Origin of the sequence: Nostoc sp., assembly GCF_036917415.1 — a bacterium.
In the GTDB taxonomy this organism is placed as follows: Bacteria; Cyanobacteriota; Cyanobacteriia; order Cyanobacteriales; family Nostocaceae; genus Nostoc.
In genome coordinates, this window is record NZ_JBALDJ010000014.1 from 1 (window position 1) to 22,565 (window position 22,565).

The following is a 22,565-nucleotide window of genomic DNA, read 5'->3' on the forward strand; positions in this document are numbered from 1 at the left end:
TCTTAAATGATGGAGAGCTTATTATTAAATGGGGAAGAAAAATAAAAAATAAGGGAAATGCTGTTTGTGCAAATTAAAAGCACAACAGCTTACCATAATTTGCATTATGAACTAAAATACCTAAACTTGAAGCATAGTAAGTATGAAACCCTTCAACATTAAAGTTGTAAACTTCAAACTGCCCTTCACGTTTCTCAACTTTATCAACATCAATAACCCGGCCATCTTCAGTTTGCAACAGCGATCCTACTTGTAAGTCTTTGGCTTCCACCCAACCTTTATCAGGAGTCCAGAAAGGATGTTCCCCAGTGGTAGAAATAACCTCTCCATCAACATACAAGTCAACCAGTGCTGAAGTTTGACGTATAAACGTATCTGTAACCTGCCGTGCTTCAATCTCTCCTGGAGTAGTAGGATCATCAGCAATCACCCAATCGCCAACCTTAATATCCTCAATGTTCTTAATACCCTCAGTGGTAAGAATTTCTGTACCTGCAACAAAGCAATTCCTGATTTTAGTTCCTGTATCTTGAGTCATTCGCAGGACATTATCAGGGCCTTTAGTAATATCGCCAATGACATCATCAGCACCAGCATTAATCGCCTTATTAGCAGCAAAAAACTTCTTAGTACCTAATATTGCCCCAGCAAAAGGTACATAAGCCAGGAGATTCCAAACATCTTCTCGTTCAAACTTCCCGTTATCTTGGTAACTTTGGTAAAGGTTATTGGTAGCTTTAGCCGCATCATAAACATCTAATCCAGTCTGTACAGTAGATACCCACTTTAGAGGCCCAATTGCAGTTTTCGCCCAGGTAGCAGCTTTCATACCCGTGAGAAATGATACGCCAATGCCCGTAACATTTCCAGCGTTGTAGAGCATAGCGTGTTTTGGTTCAATCTTCTTACCAGTGGTATATTCATAAACATCAGTTAAGAACCCACCAGATACACCACTGGCAAAACCTGCCCCCCATTCGCCAAACATACCCAAAATTTCCTCACCACTTGCACCATTAGCGGCAGCACCAGCAATGTAGCCAACTCCAAAACCAATGCCGCTAAATGTAGCTAGTTGCCCCGCAAGGGTAACAGCAGCCATTGCATCCCCTAAAGTGAAATACCCACTGGGGTCGGTATATCTGACCGGATTCGCGTGAGCATACTGGTAATCATGCTGACTGTAGGGGTCGTTTAAGTATCCAGGAAACTCATCTTTGGAAATAAACCGTCCCAAATTGGAGTCATAATATCTTGCCCGTAGATAATCCAACCCAGTTGCAGCATCCCGTTGTTCACCGGCAAACCCGAAGGAATTACCAAAAGTACCTGTCTGGTCTAACAATCCACCAAAGGCATCGTAGATATACTGCTGTTGGGAAGTACCAGTTGTAGAAGAACTAGTCACCCCAATCAGGCGATTTTCCCCATCATTAATCCAATCATAGTTAATTGTCTGGCTACCATTGGCACGTTGCTTGAGTGAACCGTTATTATCGTAGGTAAAGTTTGTGACTACGCTACCTTGGGTTGTATCCTTGAGTCGATTATTGGCATCATACGTGTAAGTAGTTAAACCTTCTGTGGAATCAGTTTTGCTTAAACGATTACCTGCTAAGTCATAAGAGTAGCCAAAAGTGCGGTTCCCTGCTGTGGCATCAGTGATTTTTTCTTCAGTCAGGCGATAGAGCGAATCGTAAGTATAATCAACACTGCGACCAGAATATTCTTCTACTTTCTTACGGTTGCCGACTGCATCAAGTGTATATTTAAAGTCAGAGAATATTGTACCAGTGACGTTTTTTGTTGTCACTTGGGTTAAGCGATCGCGTGTATCGTACTGGCGTGATTCAACAGAACCATTAGCCAACTTTGTTTGAATTAAGTTGCCAACAGCATCATAATCGTAATCTGCTAAGGTGCGATTGCCATCTTTAACAGTATCCAAGCGATTTAGTGAGTCATAGCCGTAGGTAGTGGTTCCTGCTTGTGTTGTCAAGGATGTAACATTACTTAACAGGTCATAGCCGTAGCTGACAAATTGTTGATCGGGTTGAATAATTTTGGATAAGCGATCGCGCTGGTCATAGTTGTACTGTGTTACCCCACGTCCATCCGTCACAGTCTTCAACTGGGATGTAATTGAATCGTAAGTGTAAGATACTGTTGCAACTCTGGGGTCTGTGAAGGTCTTTTGCTTAAGGCGACCTATAGAATCGTAGCTATAGTTAATGGTGTCGCCATTGAAATCTTTTTGACTACTGACTTGTCCAAATTTATCGTAAACAGTTTGATTACGCTGACCTATCGGCAGAATTGTTGCCGTTAAGCGATAAAAATCATCGTATTTATACTGCGTAACATTTTGATTTGCATCTTGAGTTTGAGTTAAAAGACCGAGATTATTGTAGGTATATTTTGTTTTAGCTTGATTAGCTTGTTCAACTTGAGTTAGCTGACTGAGATTGTCGTAAGTGTATTTAGTGGTATTCAGATTCTCATCTGTTACACTAGTGACTCGACTAAATTGGTCATAACCCATTGAAACTTTATCGCCGTTATCAAAGAGAGTTTCTACCTGCTGGGCATATTGGTCATACTTGTAACGGGTAGAGTGACCAAGGGCATCAGTGACTTTTACTAGATTCTTGCGTTGATCGTATTCAAACTCTGTTCGCTGATTTAGAGCATTAATGACTGCGCTTACTTGACTGAAAGCATCGTATTAATAAGTAGTTGTTTGGTTGAGTTCATTTGTTTCGGTCTTGACCCGTCCCAGTTCGTCATAACTTACTTGATAGTGAGAGTTATCGAAGAAAACTGTTTCTTTAAGTCGCGCTTTGTCATCATAAACATAGCGGGTTGTGCGAAGGCGGGGATCAGTCACCGTCTCAATTTGCCCACCTTTATTGTAGGTATAGGTGATGTCATTGGTGAGAATATCCTTTAAGCGAATTAGCTGACCCAGGTCGTTGTAGAAATATTCTTCCCGATTGCCGTAAACATCAGTTTGGGCTTTGACGCGACTCGCTGCTGAATATTCGGTTTTAACTGTTGGGTTGTCGTCCCAATTATCAGGTGTTAAATCAGGTATTATTGTTTCAATTAAACGACCCAACTCATCGTAGATATAACGTGTTTCTAACCCAGTTGGTGAAATTTCTGCGATTAGATTGTTGGCTTGGTCATACTTCTTGATAACTTTCGGATTGTCGCTGCTGTCCAAAGGTGTATTGTCTGGCAGCGTCATTTCATCTATTCGAGCGACGACTGACCCAGGTGTGCTTGAAGTGATGTTTTGCCCAGATATCCCCTGCAAATCGTAGCGGTACAAGGTGACATTCCCAAATACATCTGTCATCGACGAAACACGCCCAAGTGCGTCATAGCTCATCGATTGGCTGTTGCCTTGAGAAGTTCTGCTGGCAATAGTTCTACCGTTATCGTCGTAGTCGTAATCCATCCATTGACTGTATGTTTGGCCGTTCAGGATGAATGTGGTTGTTGCTTTCTTAATTCTGCCATTGGTGTCATAGTCAGCTTTTACTTCATTTCCTCGGCTATCAACCATGCGGTTAATATGTCCTGAACTGTCATAGTCAAACTCTGTGACTTGACCATCTGGTGCAGTTTGAAAGCGCAGTTGACCTTGTGCGTTATAGGCGTAAGTTGTCTTTAGACCATCTGTATCAATGCTTTCGATTAAATTGCCACGGAGATCGTACTTGGCACTAGTTGTTAAACCTGTTGGCGAAACAATATTATTTGCCTGACCTCGTTGGTTATAGGTCATGCGAGTAATGTTGCCATCTTCGTCTTTAATCGTCAGCAGATTTCTGCGATTATCATAGGTATATTCAGTTGTGATACCATCTGCATCAGTTTCACTTAGCAGATTATTGTCATTGTCATAAGTACGTGTGGTAATACCTCCCTTAGCATCAATTTCTTGCAGGACATTACCGCGTTCGTCGTAGATGTAAGTTGTAGAGTAACCGCGTGTATCTTTAACTACCTGTCTGGAGTTGTTGGGGTCATAGGACATTTCCACCTTCTGACCGTTAACATCTTCCAGATACTTCAACCGCCCGTCATCACCGTACTCGTTCTTGACACCAGTCCTGCCTAAGGGGTCAATGATTTTGTCCAAGTAGTGTGATCGCTCTTGGTCATACTCCATCCGCGTAGTATTACCTTCTCGGTCGGTTACACTAACCAAATCACCCTGAGCATTATACCCATAATGAATTTGCTTACCAGCCGGGTCAGTCACCGTCGCAATTCTGCCCTGTGCGTCCCGCCCAAAGGTAATCTTCTGCCCCGTAGAACTAGTGATATCCGCGTCTGTATATGTTAACGTGTTCCCGTTCGTATCCGTAACTGCCAACAAATCGCCGGTAGCAGCATCAATTTGATAGACAATGCCCTCTTTCGTGGTCAGCGTATAAACACCACCATAATAAGTATCGGCAGGGTTATAAGCACTGCCAGCTAGTCCGTAGTACTGATTAGTGCCAGCCCCATGAATGATACGAGTATCTTGCACAGTGAGGGTATCAGTTACGCCAGCATCAGCGACAAACGAGGGGTGATATATATTGGGGTCAGAATCGACACTACCAGCGCCCCTTAAATACTGAGATAGCGGGTCAATCGTGGGTCTAAAAGTAAACCCTTCCCGCTTCCCGCCAGGAAGCGTAACGTATACTTTCGTACCATCCTTGAACGGGTTTTGTCCCCCCAGTTCTGCAACTTCTCCAGTGGGTTTGCCAACAGAAGTCCGCAAATCTGTGTCTCGGAATTCCATCCGCCACCCATAGCCGAAGTCATCTGTGCTACCCGATGTCAAAGAATCATACGTGCGAGTTAGGGTAATTGGGATACCAGTAACAGGGATAGATAAATCCGTAAACGACAGTCTAAAGTTACCGAGCTTCAGTTCCCCAGACACATTAACCGTGTCTTCTACAAAGCTGACGTTACCGCCCTTATCATGAGCTTCCAGGCGCAAAGTGTACGAATCATTTTCCAGTAAAGACGGGTCGAATTTACCCAGCACACCATCATTAACAGTGCTTGTGCCTCGAAAGATTTCTTTGAAATCGCTACTGCCAATGGGTGCAACCAGCAACGTGTAGTAGTCCAGGTTATCATCACTGACAGTGCCTTTAATATCAACTGCCCCTGTAACTGTACCTTGCGCGATCGCACCCAAATTCAGGCTGACATCAGGCGCACTAACGTCACTGCTATCAATTACCAACACACTGAATGTAGCGGTTGCGGGATTACCAGCCGTATCTGTGGCGTAAGCAGAAGCAATAATCGTCCCGGCTGTGGTGGGCTTAAATGTCGCCATACCATTGCTATCCAGCACTACCGCAGTTCCATCAATCAGCAATTGCAGCCCAGCCACCTTGATATTATCTGTAGCTCGTGCTTGGAACGTTATTGACTCTCCGAGGTTAATCTGGTCATAACTAGCAATCAGTTTCACCTTGGGAGCAACAGTATCAGGAGTGACATTTAAGTTAAAAGTTTGTTGAGTATTAAAACCAGCCGAGTCAGAAACAGTGAGAGTGATAGGATGGGAGCCAACTTGGGCATTATTTGGTGTCCAACTTAAACGTCCCTGACTATCAAGAATCATCCCTAAATTTTGAGAAGCGGCATCTATTGAGTAAGTCAGGCGATCGCCCTGGGGGTCAAATGCAATAATATCGTAGCGATATAAAGTATTAGGAATTGCAGTAGTTGGGGGAGTGGTAGATTGAATTATAGGTGGAGTAATCGTCTTAGCTTGGAGGGTAAAGCCTTGAGCAGCACCAGAATTACCATCCTCAGCACCAACAACCACTTGATAACTGCCAACCACCGGAGTTGTCCAAGTTAATAAACCAGTACTTCTATCAATGGTCATGCCATCTGGAGCAGAAAGCAGCTTGTACGTAATTGGATTATTGTCAGCGTCAGTGGCACTAACCTGATAATTATACGTATGACCAATAGCAGCGATAAATACTGGAGTTGAATTGATAACCGGAGGATGATTAATAGGAGTAGTACCAGCAATTAAAGTATAGGTTTGGTTAGTGCTAGCACCTTGATCATCAGTGGCAATAACTTGGATATCGTATTTTCCAACTTGGTCTGCCGTGGGTGTCCATTGAATTAAACCATCTTTGGTAATAGTCATCCCTGATGGTTTACTAGCCAAAGTGAATATTAGGGCATCATTTTCTGGGTCAGTTGCCAAAGCTTGATAACTGTAACCTTGTCCAACCCCAGCAATGGTAATCGGTGTAGAGACGAATTTCGGCGGGCTATTAATGCCGTTAACATGGATTGTAAATTCTTGGACGTTGTAAGCACCGTAGATATCTGTTGCTTGAACACTAACTGTGGTATCGCCAATTTGATTAGCCGTTGGTTGCCAAACAATTGTCCCAGTTTGTTCATCAATCACCATACCTTGCACAGTGTCAGAAATGAGACTCCATGTCAAGCGATCGCCATCTGAGTCAATTGCTGTAGGCTTGTAAATGTAGGTTCGACCAAGTGAGGTAACGGTACTTGGTGTAGAAGTAATTGTGGGAGGTAAGTTTGAGAGTTGATTGCTGACTTGAATTGTCCAGTTTTGGGTAGTAGTACCACCTTGTCCATCACTGACTTGTACGCTAACTGAATTGTTACCGAATTGACTAGCAGTTGGCTGCCAAACAAGAACTCCTTGATTTAAGGTCATACCCGCAGGTGCATTTACTAAGCTGAAGGTAAGCGGGTCGTTATCTGGGTCAGTTGCTTGTAAATTGTAGATATAGGGATTTTGGGTTCTTGTACTTGTGCGAGGTGTAGAGGTAAATACTGGTGAATGATTAACATGAGCATTCACAACAGTCAAGTTGACTGATTGCAAATTAGAATTGCCAAAACTGTCTTGAACTTGAATCGAGAATTGTTGATTGCCCAATTGGTTAGCAGTGGGTGTCCAAGTCAACAGTCCAGTACTGGCATTAATTACTGCCCCGCTTGGTGGATTTACCAAGGAAAAGGTTACGGAGTCATTGTCGGGGTCGGTGGCAGTAGTTTGATATTGGAATGGTTTACCTACTTGCGGCTGGAGATTATTTGGAGATGTCGAAGTGAAGACAGGGGGATGATTATTTGGTACTAATTGGACTTTAAGATACTGAAGTGCTTGTCCTCCTTGACCATCTGTTGCACGTAGCAGGACGTTGAATTCTACGTGAGTAGGAGCATAAGCACCTCTACCAATAGCTGTGAGACGAGCTTGTTCAGCGTATAAATCTTGGTAGTATTTTTCAACTTGGGTAGAAGTGGGAGACCAAACGACCATGCCATCATGAGCATCTACAGCCATACCTTCGGGAGCAGTTATTAAATCGTAGGTAACAATATTTGCATCTGGGTCACGAGCGAAGGCATTGTAACGCAATTGTTGATCGGCTTTTAGTAGAGTAATAGCAGGTGGCGTAGTGACGAAAACAGGATCTTGATTGGGAGGAACAATGGTGGCTTGGGTAATGCCAAATAAGTTGTTATTCGTTTCTCCTCCGGCTGTAATTGTATCAGTCCACACATTGGTTGTGGGTGAGGTCATAGTGTAGCCGCTAGGTAGCAGTGTGCGGACTGTATACGTACCCGGTAGCAGATTCTTGAAGCTAAAGTAGTATTTGCTGTTGATGTCTAAGCTATTGGGGATCTTATCCTGTTGAGTAATTTGATAAGATTCTCCTGGGTCTAGCTGACCGTTATTATTTTGGTCGAGGTAGACAGTAACACCATTCAAGAATGGTTCTTTGGCGTAGCGGTCATCAAAACCAGAGAAAATGTCTGTCAATTCGTTGATATCGACAACTTGAATAGCATTGGGGTCAAGTTCTTGTAAAGTTGAATAGGTAGATGCAGAACCAATGGCAAAAGCATTCAGATTTCCGCCTTTGCTCTTAACGTCATTGGCTAAGGTTTTTGCCACTGTTGGGTCTAGATAGCCGTAGCCATCCGACATATATATAACATTTGGCGTTCCTGGTAGTACGTTGATTAAGGTGTCAATTTTTTGGGCGACTTGAGTAAATTTGCTGCTACCACCTGATGTGTAACTGTTGAGTATTTGTAAATAGTCGGGGATGGAGTTGTTATCGAGGTCAGCAAAAGCAGTAGTGTAGGTAACTAGTCCGGTATGAGCAGCCGGATTCATGTCTTGAATAGTACCATCATTGGTGAAGGGGATGAAGCTAATTTTTACCTTGTCGCCGCCACCCATTGCAATGATGGCATCAATTGTGGCTTGAATTGCTGCTTTTTCAGCATCTAAAACGGTTTTGACATCTTTGTATTTGCCATTCCCGTGGAATGGGGCGATGGTACTACCGGAAACGTCAATGGCAAATACAATTGAAGGATTATCACCAGTAATTAGTTTGGAGTCAAGAAGTCCATTGGCGTTGAGGTCGTTGAAGACTGCGCCTTGGATAGTGCCTAAGCTTTGATAAATATCAACGCTGAAGGATTGAGAGTCTTTTCCACCCCGTTCGTCTGATACTTCCACTGTAAAATTGGCTTTGCTACCTACAGCCACATTACTGTCAGGGAACCAAAGTAACTCGCCTGTATCTTTGTTAATTAACGCACCTATAGGAGAGTTGACTAAACGATAAGATAGCTTGTCACCATCAGCATCAATTGCTTTGACTGAATAACGGTATGCATCGTCAACTAAAGCAAAGCGGGTTTCAGGGTTACTACTGATAACTGGGTTATGATCTTCTGGGTCTGCACCAACACGAATCTTGTAATTTTGGACATCAGTGCCACCATTGCCGTCTTTAACACCAAGCTGGACTGAGAATACACCCAAAGCATCGGGGTCACTGCTGCTTGTACCCCCTGTACCTGGAGTAATGATCGTATTAGCGGTGGGAGTATAAGAGAAGACACGGAACTGGTAATTAATCTGATTGGTATCGGGGCCACCTTCCATTTCTAGATAGTAATCTCCAGTTTGAGCGATCGTCACCGAAGCATCAGTGCGAATGTCGTTGTTAAAAAGTAATTGATTACCTGGATCGTAAAGTTTCCAACGGTAGTTACCATTCGGGGCGTTGGTGGCAATGCTGTCAAAGAAGAGGTTGTCCCCAAGATTCGCTTTGATTTTATAGATTGAGTCTAAACGTCCATCTGTGAGTGAATCGGCGATCGGTATGCCATAGTTAACAGATTGAACGTTAGCAGTTTCTAATACCTCAAAACTGTAAGGATTATTATCAGCGCCTGATATATTGCTAACAACTAAATGATACAAGTCATTTTGCGTCAAGGTGTAAAGACTAGTATCAGCCCAAACAGGTGGCAGCCAATAGTAACTTCCTGGATTATATTGCGTAAAGACTTGCCTACCACTGGAATCATACAAAGTATAATTAGTAGCTCCAGCCATGCCGTTGAGGAGAATCTTTAATCCGTTGACCCCTTGGAAGGTGTAAACTTTAGATTCAGCATGATTAAGGATACCAGTAACGGGGCTATCCATTTGTAGGTAGTTGGTTCCAGGTCCCAAAGTCTTCGGCAGTTGCAACAACTGGAAGGTGGCTATAGTGCTACCACTAAAGCCACCGTACACTTGCAGTTTGTAATCACCACTTTGAGTCAATACTATTGGTGCAGTACCATACCTTGGATCTTGTCCATTGAAAACATAAGTACCATCTGGATTCAGCAACCGCACCCCGAGATAGTAATTACCACTATTTCGATTTTGCTCATCTGTGCCATTGTACAGCAAAATCGTGCCCGCAGAGGCAGTGAAGTTATAATCTTGATTAGCATTAACAGACAGAGTCTGCAATGTACCAAAACCAGAATTGGTTGTTGCAGCAGCAGAATTATCTGTCACGGTGAAGCTGTAATTGACAGGATTGCTACTGCTACCTACAATCGTCAAAGTGTACACACTGTTAGCAGCCAAAGTCACCTGGAAATTAGGACTACTAGCATTGGGGGCTGCCAAAACTGCACCACTAGCATCGTAAAGTACCCAGTTAGCACCATTCCAAGTTGTACTACCCAGATTAAAGTTAAGTGTTTGTCCGGCTTTGCCACTGTAAGAGTAAAAGTTAACGCTATTTCCCATCAAGCTACCATTGGTAGTTGTGCCCACACTTAAAGCTGTGGCTGCCGCCATGTCAGAAAAACGGAAACTGTAATTACCTGTGGTTGCCCTATCGCCATCAATTGCCAAGCGATAAGTCCCCGAATCAGTAAGTATGATTGGTATCCCATCCCGATCGAGAATGTTGTCGAATAATTGAACTCCGTTAGGCGCAATTAACTTAGCATGGATGCCACTGCTACCAACCAAGGCATCTAAGAACAAGTGTTGACCAGTCTTACCAGTGAAAGCATACTCATCTCGTTCTCCCGGTTTACTGAGTGTATCTGTGATTGTGCTGCCCAAAATTAAATTTGTGGTAGTAATTGGAGTTGTATATGCCGTGAAGTTGTAGTTGAGAGATGTAGCAGAATAACCGCGCACTCCTAAAACGTAAGTACCAGCAGTTGGTAAAACAATATTGAAATCAGCACTATAGTAGTTTGATGAGGCGATCTGTTGATTATCTGCTCCATACAGTACCCAGTCAGCTAGACCATAAGGCCAATTTGTCGCTCCTAAGTGGAAGTAAAGACGTTCTCCTGATGTACCAGTGAATTGATAAAAGTCAGTTTCCGTACCAGGATCGAGAATAGCAGAAACAGACGTATCTAAAGTGAGGGTTGGCGCAGTATCAATATCTACTAGACGGAAACTGTAATCGCCAGTAGTTTCTCCAGAACCGTCGATGACCAAACGGTAATTGCCGGATTCACGCAAGAAGAAAGGAGCAATATCGTTAGCCAAGTTACCATCGGCAACAATTACGCCACTGGGACTGTAGAGTTTGGCTGTAATTTGACCTTCACCTGCTAATCGATCCCAGTATAAGCGTTGACCAGAACGTGCAGTGAACGTATACGTGTCGAATTCACCCTTCTCAATCAGGTTACTACTGACAGTGCTTCCCAAAGTGTAAGCAGTTGTTGGCAAGTTGGGTGCAGCAATGCGGAATTTATAATTGGGATTGCCAGCACTGTTACCTGACTCTACCAGAAAATAGTCGCCTGTAGATGGTAGCGCTAGTTCTTGGTCAGCGAGAATATAATTGCTAGTAATATACTGACCACCTGGGCCATAGAGATTCCAGTAATTATAGTAATCTCCCGCCTCCTGATCGATGTAAATATACTGCCCTTGAGTTGCACTAAAGCGATAGGTATAACTTTCTCTACCTGTAAATGTACCACTGACCGTGGTATCTAAGGTATAAGGAGTAGCATCGGCTTTATCTAAAAGACGGAAACTGTAATCACCTGTATTGACTCCATCACCATCAATTATTAACTTGTAAGTACCCGACTCTTTGAGAGTGTAGGCACTATCAGGGCCAAAATCCTGATAAAGACGACCATCCTTAACATCAATACCACTGGGAGAAATTAGACGGACAGTAAAGCCTGGGTCATTGTAATTAAGTCCGTCAAAGAATAATTGCTGACCGAATGTACCAGTGAAAGTGTAAGTATCATTTTCTCCAGGCTTGCTAATTGTACCGTTAACAGTGCTACCCAAGGTGTAAGCAGTTATTGGCAGAGATGGGGTGGCAATACGGAATTTGTAATTGGGATTGCCAGCGCCGTTACCTGACTCTACCAGAAAATAATCGCCTGTAGATGGCAGCGCTAGTTCCTGATCGAGGAGAATATAATTGCTGGTAATGTACTGACCACCTGGGCCATAGAGATTCCAGTAATTATAGTAATCTCCCGCCTGCTGATCGATGTAAATATACTGCCCTTGAGTTCCACTAAAGCGATAGGTATAGCTTTCTCTACCTGTAAATATACCACTGACCGTGGTATCTAAGGTATAAGGTGTAGCATCGGCTTTATCTAAAAGACGGAAGCTGTAATCACCTGTATTGGCTCCATCACCATCAATTACTAACTTGTAAATACCCGACTCTTTGAGAGTATAGCCACTATCAGGTCCCCAATCTTCATAAAGACGAGCATTCTTGATATTAACACCACTGGGAGAAATTAGACGGACAGTAAAGCCTGGGTCATAGGTATTAAGTCCGTCAAAGAATAATTGCTGACCGAATGTACCAGTGAAGGTGTAAGTATCATTTTCTCCAGGTTTGCTAATTGTAGCGTTAACAGTGCTACCCAAGGTGTAGGCAGTTATTGGCAGAGATGGTGCAGAGATACGGAATGTATAATTAGGATTACTAATCCCATTACTTGATTCCACTAAGAAATAGTCACCTGTTGATGGTAACGCCAGTTCTTGATCTTTATAAGAAGAGTAGATATTAGGACCAGTAATGTATTGACCACCTGGACCATAAAGACCCCAGTTATAGTTGTTATAGTCGTCTATCTGATCGATGTAAATATATTGCCCTTGAGTTCCACTAAAGTGATAGGTATAACTTTCTCTACCTGTAAATGTACCACTTACCGTAGTATCTAATGTATAAGGTGTAGCGTCCGTTTTGTCTAAAATACGGAAGCTGTAATCACCTGTATTGGCTCCATCACCATCAATGACTAACTTGTAAGTACCCGATTCTTTAAGGGTATAGCCACTATCAGGTCCAGAATCCTGATAGAGGCGGAGGTCTCTAACATCAATACCACTGGGAGAAATCAAGCGGGCAGTGAAGCCTGGATCATAGTTACTGAGTCCGTCAAAGAATAATTGTTGACCAACTGTGCCAGTAAAAGTGTAAGTATCATTTTCTCCCGACTGGCTAATTGTACCGTTGACCGTACTGCCCACAGTGTAAGCAGTCGTCGTGAAAGTCGGCAAACTAATACGGAATTTGTAGTTAGGATTGCTGCTCCCGTTACCCGACTCCACTAGCAAATAGTCACCAGTAAATGGTAATACTAGTTCTCGATCGTTGTAGTAATAGTAGGGATTCAGAGTGACGATGGACTGACCTTGTGGTCCGTAAAGAGTCCAGTTGTAGTTCTGGTTTTCTAGCTGGTACAGGTAAAGAAGCTGCCCTTGAGTAGCACTGAAGCGATAGGCGTAACTTTCTACGCCCGTAAAAGTGCCGTTTACTAGAGTATTTGGAGTATAAGGTGTAGCATCAGCTTTGTCTAAAAGACGGAAGCTGTAATCACCAGTATTGCCTCTATCACCGTCAATTACTAACTTGTAGGTACCTGACTCTTTGAGAGTGTAGCCATTATCAGGGCCAATATCTTGATAAAGACGACTATCCCTGACATCGATACCACTAGGAGAAATTAACCGAACAGTGAAACCCGGTTCATTGGTATTAAGTGCGTCGAAGAATAATTGCTGACCGAATGTACCAGTGAAAGTGTAAGTATCATTTTCTCCAGGTTTGCTAATTGTACCATTGACTGTAGTACCCAAAGTGTAGGCGGTCATCGGCAAGCTGGGTGCAGAGATACGGAATTTGTAGTTAGGGTCATAGCTTCCGTTGCCAGACTCTATTAGGAAGTAGTCACCTGTGGCTGGTAATACTACTTCTTTATCATTGTATATCTCACTACTAGTAATGTATTGTCCTTCTGGTCCGTAAAGATCCCAATAGTTATTTCCGTAATAAGTGTAACTACCTGCCTGCTGGTCAATATAGATATACTGTCCTTGAGTACCACTGAAGCGATATGAGTAGCTTTCTTTCCCTGTAAAACTGCCACTGACTGTATCATCAAAAGTATAAGGCGTAGCTCCGGCTCGATCTAAAATGCGGAAAGAAGCACTAGTCGCCCCTGCTGAACCATTAGAGAAAAGTAAATAGTAAGTACCAACTTCTTGGAAGGTTAATTTTCCGGGGACAGTACCCCAATCGCCACCAGCATCATTCCAGTCAACAACAGTTTGCCCGCTAGGAGAAATCAGTTTCCAAGAAACACCAGAATTAGCAGTCAAGCCGTCGTAGAATAGTTGTTGACCGATTGCACCCGTAAATTTATAGGCAGTTGTTTGATATGCACCCAAGTTGACAGTCGTGTTTGTATTCAATGTCAGATTGGTGGCTGTTCCCAAATCAAGTAGCTGATAAGCATAACTACCGTAATTATAACTACCGTTACCTGCATTCTGAAGCGTGTAGCTACCAGTTGTCGGTAGTATGAAAATACCGTTGTCATAAGTACTATTAATGTAAAAGACTTGGGTACCAGTAGGATCTAATAACTGAGTAGGAATCCCACCATAGTAATTGTTGGTTACTTGGGCATCAAAATAAACAAGCGTACCTGCATTTGCTGTAAGCGTTTGTTTACTAGGCGTTGTTGTATTCGTCCCTGTGTAGATTGTGCCAAAACCCTCATTGGTGACAGAAGTAGAGCTAATATCGTTTACCTGGACATTAAAATTGACCGCGCTACTAGCAAAATTCCGCATTGCCAATACATAAACCCCTGTCGTCGGCAAGGCTGTCTCAAAACCAACTCCCACATTATTTAAACTGGCAGAAGCAAAGATTTTCCCACCAGGGCCGTACAACACCCAATCAACATTCGACACAGAAGTTAAATTGTTGAACTGGAGGCGCTGCCCGGCGCTGCCGTCAATCCGATATAACTGTACTTGATTTGCTGGTAAACTATTTGTGAAAGCTGTTGAGAGAGTTAGAGATGTAGCAGCATTTCCATCTGCTATACGGAAGCTATAAGGATCTGTGGATGCGTTTACTCCATCAATAACGAGTTTATAATTTCCACTTTCAACTAATGTGAAAGTCCCATAGTCTCCATCAGAGACTTGACGATCAAACAATTTAAAGCCACTGGGACTGTAGAGACTAGCTTCTGTAGTGTTGGAAACACTGCTGATAGTATCAAAGTACAACTGTTCTCCTACTGTACCCGTGAATGTATATGTATTGAAATCACCTTTTTTAACAATCGAATCACTGATAACATTCGGTGTGATGTTACTACCCAGGCTCAATGGTGTCGTTGATGTGTTGTCGGCGAAAATATGGAAACTGTAGTTAATTGAGGCGTTAGTATCTGTCCCTTGGCTACCTGCACCTTGAACTAGTAAGGTGTAGGTGTCTGTCCTAGATAAGGTCAACTCAAAGTCATTACTTAAGGGGCTAGCAGTAACGCGATTATTAGCAGAGTCATAAATGTACAAATTCCCAGATGCAGCCAACAGCGAATTTATGTAGAGATGCTGTCCGACTGTGCCATTAAACTGGTAAAGTTGCGTTGATGAACCGGGAGTCAGCGTGCCAGTGATATCACTATCTAGGGAAATAGCTGTTGCTTGACCGACATCTAGCATACTGAAGCTGTAAGCTCCTGTATTGCCTCCTGTAGTATCAAGCACTAGTTTATATATCCCATTCTCATTTAAAGTGAAGGGCAAGGCATCACCGTCAGTTAAATACCTATTGAAATATGTGATACCGTTAGGACTATAGAGGGTAGCTATATCTGTGTAATACCCACCATCTTTGAGTACGTCAAAATATAGCCGTTGCCCTGCTGTACCCGTGAATGTGTATGTGTTGAAATCACCTTTTTTGACAATCGAATCGCTGATAACATTCGGTGTGATGTTACTACCCAGACTCAATGGTGTCGTTGATGTGTTGTCGGCGAAAATATGGAAACTGTAGTTAATTGAGGCGTTAGTATCTGTCCCTTGGCTACCTGCACCTTGAACTAGTAAGGTGTAGGTGTCTGTCCTAGATAAGGTCAACTCAAAGTCATTACTTAAGGGGCTAGCAGTAACGCGATTATTAGCAGAGTCATAAATGTACAAATTCCCAGATGCAGCCAACAGCGAATTTATGTAGAGATGCTGTCCGACTGTGCCATTAAACTGGTAAAGTTGCGTTGATGAACCGGGAGTCAGCGTGCCAGTGATATCACTATCTAGGGAAATAGCTGTTGCTTGACCGACATCTAGCATACTGAAGCTGTAAGCATTCGTATTTCCACCCACAGCATCAATTACTAACTTGTATGTGCCGTTTTCATTTAAAGTGAAGGGGAAGGCATCGCCGTCGGTTAAATTTCTATTGAAATATGTGATGCCGCTCGGACTGTAGAGAGTAGCTGTATCTGTGTAATATCCACCATCTTTGAGTACATCAAAGTCTAATCGTTGCCCTGCTGTTCCAGTGAATGTATAAGTGTTAACATCACCTTTTTTGACAATTGAGTCATTAACAACATTTGGTGTGGTGTTAGTACCAAAACTTAGGGCTGTGGTAGGTGTATTAGAATTAATGATGCGGAATTTATAATTAATCGGAGTGTTGCTATCCGTTCCTTGACTACCTCCGCCTTGTACAACCAGAGTGTAAGTATCTGTTTTGGATAAGGTTAGTTCAAAGTCATTTGCCAGCGCAGTCGCAGCAACACGATTATTTCCAGAGTCATAAATATACCAAGAACCTGCTGCGCCTAACAGCGAGTTCATGTAGAGATGCTGTCCGGCACTGCCATTAAACTGGTATAATTGCGTTGATGAGCCGGGAGTCAGCGTGCCATTGATGTCAGTATCTAAGTTAATCGGCGTTGCTTGAGCGACATCCAGCATACTAAAGCTGTAAGCTCCTGTATTTCCCCCTATAGCATCAATTACCAGCTTGTAAGTGCCATTTTCGTTTAAGGTAAAGGGGAAAATATCGCCATAGTTGAGGTAGTAGTTATCTAAGTACTTGATACCACTAGGACTGTAGAGGGTGGCTATATCTGTGTAATACCCACCATCTTTGAGTATATCAAAGTCTAACCGTTGCCCTGCTGTCCCAGTAAATGTATAAGTGTTGACATCACCTTTTTTGACAATTGAGTCATTAACAACATTTGGTGTGGTGTTAGTACCAAAACTTAGGGTTGTGGTAGGTGTATTAGAATTAATGATGCGGAATTTATAATTAATCGGAGTGTTGCTATCCGTTCCTTGACTACCTCCGCCTTGTACAACCAGAGTGTAAGTATCTGTTTTGGATAAGGTTAGTTCAAAGTCATTTGCCAGCGCAGTCGCAGCAACACGATTATTTCCAGAGTCATAAATATACCAAGAACCTGCTGCGCCTAACAGCGAGTTCATGTAGAGATGCTGTCCGGCACTGCCATTAAACTGGTATAATTGCGTTGATGAGCCGGGAGTCAGCGTGCCATTGATGTCAGTATCTAAGTTAATCGGCGTTGCTTGAGCGACATCCAGCATACTAAAGCTGTAAGCTCCTGTATTTCCCCCTATAGCATCAATTACCAGCTTGTAAGTGCCATTTTCGTTTAAGGTAAAGGGGAAAATATCGCCATAGTTGAGGTAGTAGTTATCTAAGTACTTGATACCACTAGGACTGTAGAGGGTGGCTATATCTGTGTAATACCCACCATCTTTGAGTATATCAAAATCTATTCGTTGCCCTGCCGTCCCCATGAAGGTGTAAATATCTTGCTCACCCTTCTTAACAATGTTACCATTCACAATATTCGGTGTGATATTGTTCCCAACACTCAACGTTCCATTAACCGTTTGAGCATCAACAATTTGGAAAGTATAAGGAACATTGTCGCCAAATGCTGCTTTGCCACGCAGCGCTAAAATGTAAAGACCGTCGCTTGGCAGTACTGTTTCAACATCACTCCAACCAGATTGCCAAATCACCTGATTGTCTCCACCATAGAGAACCCAATCAAGACTTGTGTTGCTGCTAATGCTATTGAAGTACAAACGCTGTCCTTGAGTAGCAGAAAAATGATATAGCTTATCCTTAGTACCTGGGTTTAGACGATCGGTAATGTTTTGGTCAAAGTTGACTGCACTCGTTTGTTCGAGGTCTATTAAACTAAAACCATAGTTACCCGTAAGATCCCCATTCTTTTTGACAACCAGATGGTAATTTCCATTTTCGGTAATGTTAAACGGCCCGCTAAAACTAGCGTTTGAATCAACAATTAATCGATTGCTAGGGCTGTAAACCTGTATTTTCCAATCGTAAGTATTACCATTGAAATTGAGTCCGTCAAAGTACATTCGCTGTCCCGACACCGCACTAAAGGTATATTTGTCTACCTCACCGGGAGTGCTAATCTGAGCCAGAACTGTGTCACCCAGTGTTGATACTGGCTGTGGAGTCCATTTTACCTGCCCAGTTATCGGGTCTACAGTCATGCCATCTGGCCCAATAATCAAGTTGTAAGTTAAAGGGTCTTGATCTGGGTCAACTGAAGAGGAATTGTAAATATAGGGCTGGTTAACGGCTGCATCAACTACAGGGTCTGTAACGAAGTTGGGCGGACGATTGGGGGTAGTATCACTTAGCACCGCTAAGGTATATTTTTGCTCTGTTATCCCTCCGTGACCATCATTTACTTGCAGATAAACTGTTTGGTTCGCCCAGGTGCGATCGCTCTCCTCCAACAATGACAGCAACCGCATCGCTTCATCAATTACGATAAGTAAGTTTTTATGGGAGTAAGGTTCGCTTCCATCTAAACCTTTAAGAAATTTCAATAAATCATGAGCGACGAGTTCATCAGCCTCATCCGCATCAATATCCGGGTATTTAAGGGCAGAGGTTAAATTACAAGCAAAGGGGTAAACGTCCACCCCGGCTGTAAAGTATTGGGTGTTCAATCCGGGGTCAAGTGCAGTTGATAATGTTGCCAAGATTGCTGCTAAGGTTCCCTTGCCACCTCGCTGAGTACCAGCAATTGCAATGACTTGGGAACTCATCATATCTTCTACTTGAAAACCACTTTTCGTTAAAGCAGCGATCAGTGCGTTTGCCCTATTAATTAGAGGGAGATTAATTATAGTCTCTGGTACAACCTCCCCATTAGCTGATGGCTGTAACTCTGTCGGTCTAGAAAGCTCCGCAGCTTGGCGAGTGTCCCGAATATCTACAGTCGGTGATTGAAATTGCTTGATATCTACGGTCGGTGGTAAATGGGTTTGAGCCTGTGCAATGGCATTTACCTCCGACCGATTCACCCGACTGTCAATCGTCACATCCTGTAAATGGAGAGCCATGCTTTCATAAGTCGGTAGCTGACGACCCTTAAGCTTGCTAAACCAGCCAAACAGAAAGCGATAAGCGTAAAAACGTTTTCCTGGTTCAACTTGGGTTAAATACTGGACAATATTTTCAAACTCAGCATGAAGAAAGGTGTACTCTTGTGCTGATTGTCGTTCTAGGAATTTAACAGTATTGGCAAGATGATCTGCTTGATAATTGCTCCTAGCATCATAATCTCCCAAAAGAGCTAGAGCGTCTATAAAGTTACCGCGCACAAAAGGCAAGGGGGCAATCTCCTTGGTTCTGTTGGAATGTTCGACAATAAACCATAACCACGCAGCACCACCAATTAAACCACCAACTAGTGCCAGTGGGTTGACCGCATAACAAACCGCTCCAATCCCAGAAGCCAACAAACCAAGTACACGGGTCATGTCTGCTTCATTCTCAGATGCCCGTGCCATTTCAAATAATCCATCTTTTCTCTCTTGCAGCCATTGGGCAATATTTCCGGCTTCCAAGTGAGACAAGCTAGGATATGATTCGCGTAAATGTTCAGTTTCTTTAGTTGTAATTTTTGGGATATTGTTACTTTGCATAAAAGAAATGCCTACCTTGGTAAACGTTGCCGCCCTTTTTACAGTTATTGGGTTCTTGGGCGGTTTCGGTTCTAATCCTTTGTCAGTCGCCAAATGGCAAACCCAATTTCACCAGCCATCATTGTGCCGATGTTAAACAAGATGCAGCCCAAAATCATGAATGGTGCTGTAAATTCAAATGGATTACGAGCTGCAAAGGTGGTGATAACATCGAATACCCAAACAGCAATCACAACTAACCCTGCACTAGAGCGATCGCGTATACCTGCGGTTTTGTAATCCGCCCAGAGTTGACCTACCAAGTCAATCTTGCCACTAGGCTTGGTTTCAAGCTCATAAACCATGTGGTCTTGAAGTTCCCGCCTAGCTGAATCTGGGTTTTTACCGCGTAAGGCATGGGCTTCAATTACCTGAACACCCACAGAAATTATGAATGCCAGGTAAAAAAACGGGTTGAACAGTGCAAACGGAACATTTAGCCAATTCCAAGTCGGCTCAAACCAGGCAAAAACAGGTGGGCCTTGAAAGATTAATTGCCAAGTTGAATCAGCACTAATCATGGAACCGCCGATAAATAAAATCCCTCCAACTAATGCACGACCCGCACCACCGTTAGCAACAAACTGATTGACAATCGCGGCGGCAGCCCTAATAGGTAAGCCAACAATCATCACAACAGCTTTGGCACAAAAATCAATGATTTCACCAAGCGATCGCTTCTTATCTTTGGGTTTATTATCGCTGTTACCAGTGCTGTTACTTTCTGCACCATTACCCATTACTGACTCCTACTTTGTTTGATATTTTGAACGCTTTTACAGATTCCTTTGTCTTTGTACTTCCACTTCCAAATTCCTTCTTCAATCCGCCCAATACACCTACCTGTTGCGTCAAAAACATCAATAATCTCATCATCTTGATAAAAGGTTGTGTCTGGTCTGGGATTGCGTTTACTGTTGTCAATGTAATTAGTAATTCTCAACTTGCGACTTGTGGGCATGACTCCCGCCTCATATAGAGCATCACTGGTTTTTGCCCGTTCTTCTATGCGCGAACGTTCTAATTCTTCTGTAGCTTTTAGCCGTTGAAGCTTTGCATAAGCCCCCAACTTGGGTACTAAGGGGATGATTACAGGCAATATGCAAATGCCAACACCAGCCAAAGCTAAGTACAGTTGTTTCTTATACATGAGACTGCTGTGCTATAGCGCGTTCTTAGTACGAATTTTTCCCATGTTTCACACATATCTTTAATAAGGCGTTTCATATTTCACGACGCTGAAACATTGATGAAACCGTTGAAACAGTTTCGTGAAACAGTGCTGTGAAACAATCCCGCCCATAATGGCTTTCGAGCAAGGAATTAGCTGATGTTTCATGTTTCACGTTTCATGTTTCATGCTGGGAGAATGCTGTTTCATGGTGTTTCACGCCCTGAAACATTGATGAAACCGTTGAAACAGTTTGGTGAAACAGTGCTGTGAAACAGTTTTATGAAACAATCCCGCTCATAATGGCTTTCGAGCAAGGAATGGACTGTTGTTTCGTGTTTCACGTTTCATGTTTCACGCTGGAGGAATGCTGTTTCACAGTGTTTCACGAGTCTGAAACACTGATGAAACCGTTGAAACGTTTCATGAAACAATTGGATGAAACAATCCCGCTCATAATGACTTTCGAGCAAGGAATGGACTGTTGTTTCGTGTTTCATGTTTCACGCTGGAGGAATGCTGTTTCACAGTGTTTCACGAGTCTGAAACACTGATGAAACCGTTAAAACGTTTCATGAAACAGTGCTGTGAAACAGTTGGATGAAACACTCGCGCCCATCACTCTTACCTTGATGCCCGTCCCAGAAATGTCAATCCTGCACCAACAAGTAATCCCAACGGTATGAACATCCCACTACCAATTAATCCAGTAGCGACAACGCTACCAACGAGATATGCACTGCCACCTAAAGCGCCAACAACTGAAGTAGCAAACAATCCGGTACTGAGAATATCCATAACTTGATTTTTCCTTTGATGAGCTAATAGTTCTTGAAGTAATCGGATTTCGGCAACAGTGGCAACAGTTTCATTTTGAATTTGTAGCAATGCTGCCACTGTTTTATAAGCTTCTAAAATCGGATCTGTGTCCCCATTGAACTGACTCTCTCCCGTAACGAATTGAGTCGCGCTTTGAGTTGTTCCTTTTTTTGGATCGACTTCCCCAGCCTTGTTGAGGCTTCTTCTGCCAAATTAATCAAGCTCTGATCTATCTCGGTAATCTGATTATCAACTTCCAACATGGATTGTTCAGCAAAGGCATCCAACACCGTCCCCTTGGCTCCAATCAAGGATTCCATGAACAACAAAGCTCCTGTGACACCAGTCGATGCACCCAAAATCTTAGATTGCTCATTTTGAACGGCTATAGCACCAGAAATAGTCTCTTTATCAGCCGCAGTCAACTTGTATGAAGCTTGTTGAATTGCCTCATCAGCTTTGGTGATTGTAGCTTCGGGTATATTTGCTACAGGTGATTGTTGAGGCTGTAATCTCTCACTATTGGTAATATCTTGGAATCTAGCTAAAATCTCCTCTGGAACTAGTGAATCGACCGTCCATTTTTGCTCTGGATATTGACGGCGTAGCTCATCAACTACTTTTCCAGGTACTTTTTTGAGAGCTTGTGCGAATTCTTTAACAATCATCATTTACGCTCCTAAAAACTTTTCGGGGTGATTTTTTAATTCAATTGCCACCTTCTTCAAAGAACCCTTGGCTAAAACGCAGGGTTAGCGCGTCTCAAACCCTATTGACAAAAGGACTTGCCTGATAGGCAATCAAGTTGGAAACAAAGTGGGACTATCCGGGCTAGGGTAA

6 protein-coding genes are annotated in these 22,565 nt (G+C 43.0%); all 6 read right to left on the reverse strand.

The window, feature by feature from the left end:
• Positions 1–73: 73 nt before the first annotated feature.
• Positions 74–2,542, reverse strand: a complete 2,469-nt coding sequence (locus tag V7K41_RS01805) for a polymorphic toxin-type HINT domain-containing protein (protein WP_334845452.1) — start codon at positions 2,540–2,542, stop codon at positions 74–76.
• Positions 2,543–2,725: 183 nt separating this feature from the next.
• Positions 2,726–19,696: a putative Ig domain-containing protein gene (locus V7K41_RS01810; RefSeq protein WP_334845453.1), complete on the reverse strand. Its 16,971-nt coding sequence runs from the start codon at positions 19,694–19,696 to the stop codon at positions 2,726–2,728.
• A 71-nt stretch (positions 19,697–19,767) separates the two neighbouring features.
• Positions 19,768–20,475, reverse strand: coding sequence for a hypothetical protein (locus V7K41_RS01815; RefSeq protein WP_334845454.1), 708 nt, complete (start codon positions 20,473–20,475; stop codon positions 19,768–19,770).
• Positions 20,475–20,885: a hypothetical protein gene (locus tag V7K41_RS01820; protein ID WP_334845455.1), complete on the reverse strand. Its 411-nt coding sequence runs from the start codon at positions 20,883–20,885 to the stop codon at positions 20,475–20,477. Before V7K41_RS01820 ends, V7K41_RS01815 begins: the two co-directional genes overlap by 1 nt.
• 645 nt (positions 20,886–21,530) lie before the next feature.
• Positions 21,531–21,803: a hypothetical protein gene (locus V7K41_RS01825; protein ID WP_196528019.1), complete on the reverse strand. Its 273-nt coding sequence runs from the start codon at positions 21,801–21,803 to the stop codon at positions 21,531–21,533.
• 14 nt (positions 21,804–21,817) lie between these two features.
• Complete coding sequence (locus V7K41_RS01830; RefSeq protein ID WP_334845456.1) at positions 21,818–22,396, reverse strand: hypothetical protein; 579 nt, start codon at positions 22,394–22,396, stop codon at positions 21,818–21,820.
• Positions 22,397–22,565 lie beyond the last annotated feature (169 nt).